4 protein-coding genes and 1 pseudogene are annotated in these 4,692 nt (G+C 76.0%); 4 read left to right on the top strand and 1 reads right to left on the bottom strand.

The genetic code is table 11. From position 1 onward, the window contains the following. Nucleotides 1-485: 485 nt before the first annotated feature. On the top strand, nt 486-659 hold the full coding sequence (locus ABZW03_RS37585) for a hypothetical protein (protein ID WP_355268886.1): 174 nt from the start codon (nt 486-488) through the stop codon (nt 657-659). 144 nt (nt 660-803) lie between these two features. Here ABZW03_RS37585 and ABZW03_RS37580 read toward each other — a convergent pair whose 3' ends face one another. After that, complete coding sequence (locus ABZW03_RS37580; RefSeq protein WP_355268884.1) at nt 804-1,886, bottom strand: alcohol dehydrogenase catalytic domain-containing protein; 1,083 nt, start codon at nt 1,884-1,886, stop codon at nt 804-806. Nucleotides 1,887-2,465: 579 nt separating this feature from the next. On the opposite strand from ABZW03_RS37580, the gene ABZW03_RS37575 reads away from it, so the two are divergent. The 3 genes and pseudogenes from ABZW03_RS37575 to ABZW03_RS37565 all read left to right on the top strand — a co-directional run. After that, nucleotides 2,466-3,464, top strand: a complete 999-nt coding sequence (locus ABZW03_RS37575) for a M48 family metallopeptidase (protein ID WP_355268882.1) — start codon at nt 2,466-2,468, stop codon at nt 3,462-3,464. A 127-nt stretch (nt 3,465-3,591) separates the two neighbouring features. Then, the gene (locus ABZW03_RS37570; RefSeq protein ID WP_355268880.1) at nt 3,592-4,245 is read left to right on the top strand and encodes a class I SAM-dependent methyltransferase; all 654 of its coding nucleotides are present in this window, start codon (nt 3,592-3,594) and stop codon (nt 4,243-4,245) included. Between the two features lie 197 nt (nt 4,246-4,442). Beyond that, nucleotides 4,443-4,692 (top strand): annotated as a pseudogene (locus ABZW03_RS37565) (hypothetical protein); the annotation flags it as partial.

Below are 4,692 nucleotides of genomic sequence, written 5' to 3'. Positions count from 1 at the left end.
GCCACCAGATACGACAAGACCCGCGAGTCCTACCAGGCCGCCGTCACCATCGCCTCAATCCTGCTCTGGATCTGATCTTTGAAGACGATCTCTAGGCGATCCGGGTGAACTCGCCGGAGGTGGGCGCCTGTGGTCGGCTGCACTGCGCGCCTCGCCGTCCCCCGCCCGCCGACGTGGTGCCGGACGGGGCTTCGCCGCCGGGTCGGGGACACCGACGGTCGTTGCGCACCACATCAGTTCCGCATCGGTTCCGCGCCGCGCAGCGGGCGGCCGACCGCCCGGTTCCAGGCCCCCGACCAGCACGGGACTCGCGTCAGGATCTCGATAGGATCTCGTCCGCCCCGGCCGTTATGGTGGCCAGGGCACGGGCCGCGATCACCGGCTACGGGCGCGTACCGAGCGCCCGATCGGGGACCCGACCGTGCGCCACCGGCGCCGGCCGGGCGCCGATGACCTGCACCCTCCGCACGGAAAAGACGATTCTCATGTCCGACACCCTCACCGACACCACCGGACCCGCGGTTACCGGGACCGACGCCGACGAGAAGACGGCCAAGGACGCCGCGTCGCACGGCCGCCACCGCGGTGGCTCCGCGTCCGACGACAGCCCGGAGACCGACCCGCACGGCCGCCACCGCGCGGCCGGGGCGCGGGGCTGACCGAACCAGTACCAGGGCACCGCACCACCACGGCGCCGCATCGCAGCACCGCAGCACCGCAGCGCCGCGCCGAGGGCCCGCCGGGAGAGTACGGACTCCCCCGGCGGGCCCTCGCCGTCCCGGAGCCCGCCCGCAGACCCGGCCTCAGCCCATCGTCACGACCGTCCGCAGCGCCTCGCCGCTCCGCATCTGCGCGATCGCCTCGTTGACGTCCGCGAGCCCCACCCGGTGGGTGACCATGCCGTCGAGGTCGATCCTCCCGGCCCGCCAGAGGTCCACGACCAGCCCGATGGTGCGCGCCACCGTCGCCCCGCCGTACAGCGAGGGCAGCAGGCGCTTCTCGTTGAAGAACAGCTCGCCCATGGTGAACTGCGCGAGGTCGTCCTGCGCGCCCGCGCCGATCACCACCACCGCGCCGCCGCGCCGGGCGGCCTCGTACCCGGCCCGGACGGTGGCCGCGCGGCCGACCGCCTCGAAGACGTAGTCGAAACCGCCGCCGGGCAGCTTCTTGGCCACCGCCTTCAGCTCCTCGGGCGCGATCGCCTCGGTGGCGCCGAAGGCCCGGGCGCGCTCGCGGCGCGAGGCGACCGGGTCGACGACGGTGATCCGGCCGGCGCCGCAGACCCGGGCGCCCTGCACGGTGGCCACCCCGACCCCGCCCGCGCCGATCACCGCGACGGAGGCGCCGGGCTCGACCCGGGCGGTGTTCACCGCCGCGCCGATGCCCGTGGTCACCCCGCAGCCGATCAGCGCGGCGATCTCGTACGGGAGGTCGGCGGGCACCTTGATGACGGCGTTCGCCGCGACCACGACCTCCTCGGCGAAGGCGCCGGTGCCGTAGAAGCCGGAGGCGCTCAGCTCGCCCTCGGCGATCCGGAACCCGGGGGTGCCGAGGCTGCGCAGGCTGGCGATGCACAGGTGGCCGCGGTCCTGCCGGCAGTGGTCGCAGCTGCCGCACGGGGCCATCCAGCAGAGCACCACGCGGTCGCCGACGGCGAGGCCGCTGACGCCCTCGCCGACCTCCACCACGTCCCCGGCACCCTCGTGACCGGGCACGAACGGGGCGGGCTGCGGCAGCACGCCGCTCATCGCGGAGAGGTCCGAGTGGCAGAGGCTGGCGGCGCGCATCCGGACCCGTACGGCGCCCGGTCCGAAGCCCACGGCCGTCACGTCCTCGCGGACGTCGAGGGTCTCCTGGCCGGTCTTGTGCAGGACGGCTGCGCGCATGGTGCTGCTCCCTGGAGGGTGTCGGATGGCCCGGGTCGGTCCTCGGACGCGCCGATTCTGGCACGGCGACCGGGAGGCGACTAGAACGCGTTCCAGCCTCGCCCCCCGGGCCCGGCCTCTGGCCCCGCCCAGCCCCGCCCCGGTCGTCTTCACGGAAAATCCACCACGCGTCCCCACCGGATCCGCCATGATCACCGCCGTGTCCACCACCGCTGAATCCGCTGGGCCGACCGTCGAGTCGACCGCCGAGCCGACCGTCGAGTCGCCGCCGGATCGCCCGCCCACGGCGCCCCCTGCCCCCGCTGCGCCGCCACCCTGACCACCGACCGCCGGTTCACCGCCTGGTGCCCGGCCTGCGACTGGAACCTGGTCCCCGGCCAGGACGGCGCCCCCGAACCCACCCGGCGTGAACGGGCGGCGGCCGACCGCACCGACCGGCTGTTCGAGGAACAGGCCGCGGGACGGCGCTCCCCCACCGCCCGCCGGGACTGGCTGCTCGCTTCCCTCGCCGCCGCGCCGGTCCACCTGGTCACCGTCGGACTGCTCGGCCTGGCGCTCTGGCTGCTGGTCACCGGGAGCGTGCTGCAGCGCTGCGCCGGTGCGGCGGTGCTGGTGATCGCGTTCACGCTGCGCCCCCGGCTCGGCCGAGTGCCGCGTGACGGGAACGTCCTCGACCGCGCCTCGGCCCCGGCGCTGTACGAGCTGGCGGACCGGGTGGCCGCCGGGATCGGTGCCGTGCCGGTGGCCGCCATCCAGGTCACCGACGAGTTCAACGCCTCCTACGGGCTGGTCGGGCTGCGCCGCCGTCCCGTCCTCCGGCTGGGCCTGCCGCTCTGGGAGGTGCTGGACGACCGGCAGCGGATCGCCCTGCTCGGCCACGAGTTCGGCCACCACGTCAGCGGCGACCGCCGGCGCTCGTTCTGGCTGTACAGCGCGTTCGTGGCGCTCGCGGGCTGGTACGACATGACGCGGCCGGGCCGCTGGCAGCGCGAGGAGGTCTCGCTGCTGGTCCGGCTCGGCGCGATAGTCGGCGCGGTCGTCCTGCGGGGCGTCGCCTGGCTGCTGCTCCAGGGCCTGTACCTGTTCGACCGGCTCACCTCCCGGGCCGGGCAGCAGGCCGAGTACCGCGCGGACGCCCTCGCCGTCCGGGTCGGCGGCAGCGAGGCGACCCGCGGCATGCTGGCGACGCTCCTGCTCGGCGACGCGGCGGGCACCGCCGTCGACCGGATCCGCGCCGAGCAGCGCCGACGCCCCCGGACGGTCCGCCGCGGGCGGGGACGCTCCCCTGAAGCCCCCGAAGCGCCCGAAGCCCCCTCCCCGGAGCTGCTCTGGGAGCGGCTGCGCGAGCACCTCGCCTCCGTCCCCGCGACCGAACGCGAGCGCCTGCTCCGGCTCAGCGCCCGCGAGCGCACCGCCGTGGACGCCTCCCACCCGCCGACCCACCTGCGGATCGCCCTGGTCGACCGCGCCGAGGCCCGGCCCGCCGCCGTCACGGCCACCGCGGCCGAGGCCGGGGCGATCGCCGCCGAGCTGGCCCTGTACCGCACCCGGATCGCCACCGACCTGCTGGCCGGCTGATCCCGAACCCGGCTGGTCCCCGCCCGTACGCGCCGCCGCCCACAGCACACCCCGCGACCCACCGCCCCCGCTACCGTCGAGTAGGGTCCGTGCACGTCCGTCCGCGTCCCACCCCGAGGAGCACCCCATGTCCGACCTGCTGCTGAGCGCCGAGCCGGCGCCCGAGGTGCTGGCGGCGTTCGAGGGGGCCACCGGGTTCATGCCGGTGGCCGAGGGGCTCGCCCTGTACGCGGCGGCGGTGGCGGCGGCGCGGAGCACCGGGCTGCCGGTGCTGGAAATCGGCACCTACTGCGGCCGCTCGGCGATCCTGCTCGCGGCGGCGGCCCGGGAGGCCGGGACGGTCGCGCTGACCGTCGACCACCACCGCGGCTCGGAGGAGCAGCAGCCCGGCTGGGAGTACCACGATCCGACCCTGGTCGACCCCGAGGTCGGGCTGATGGACACCCTGCCCCGGTTCCGCCGCGCCCTGCACGCCGCCGGGCTGGAGGAGCACGTGGTGGCGCTGGTCGGCCGCTCGCCGCGGATCGCCGCGCTCTGGGGCCGCCCGCTGGGCCTGGTCTTCATCGACGGCGGGCACACCGACGAGCACGCGACCGGCGACTACGAGGGCTGGGTGCCGCACCTGGCGCCGGAGGGCCTGCTGGTGGTGCACGACGTCTTCCCGGACCCGGCGGACGGCGGCCAGGCCCCGTACCGGGTGTACCTGCGGGCGCTGGCCGAGGGCTTCGAGGAGGTCTCGGTCACCGGCTCGCTGCGCGTCCTGCGCCGAACCGCCCGATAACCCGATCGTTCGCACCACCCGATAGCCCGTTCGCGAGCACGCCACCCCGCCCCGCACCACCCGGTGACCCGTTCGCTCGCACCGCCCCGCGCCGATGCTCTAACGTCGTGCCGGGGCTGTCGGGCGGGGGTTCGAACGGTACGGTGGCCGCGCAGCACCAGGCAGAGCATCGGCGGACGGTGGGGGCCAGCAGCGACATGACGGACCAGCAGAACAGCGCTCCGGCGGTCTGGGACCCCACCGCGCGCGGCGGCGCCGGCGGCTGGGTGCGCGGCCCGCAGCGCCCGGCCGACCCGCAGTCCGCCGGCAGCACCCCCGTCGCACCCACCGCGCCCCAGCCGCCCGCCGCGCCGCAGTCCGCCGCCCACCCCGGCCTTGCCCGCCTTGCCGGTCAGGGCGTCGGTCAGCCGGTCGTCGAAGTCGACCAGGCTCCAGTCGCGGCGGTTC

The sequence above is a fragment of the Kitasatospora sp. NPDC004799 genome (assembly GCF_040609095.1).
Lineage (GTDB): Bacteria > Actinomycetota > Actinomycetes > Streptomycetales > Streptomycetaceae > Kitasatospora.
This window is presented reverse-complemented; position numbering and strand designations above follow the sequence as displayed.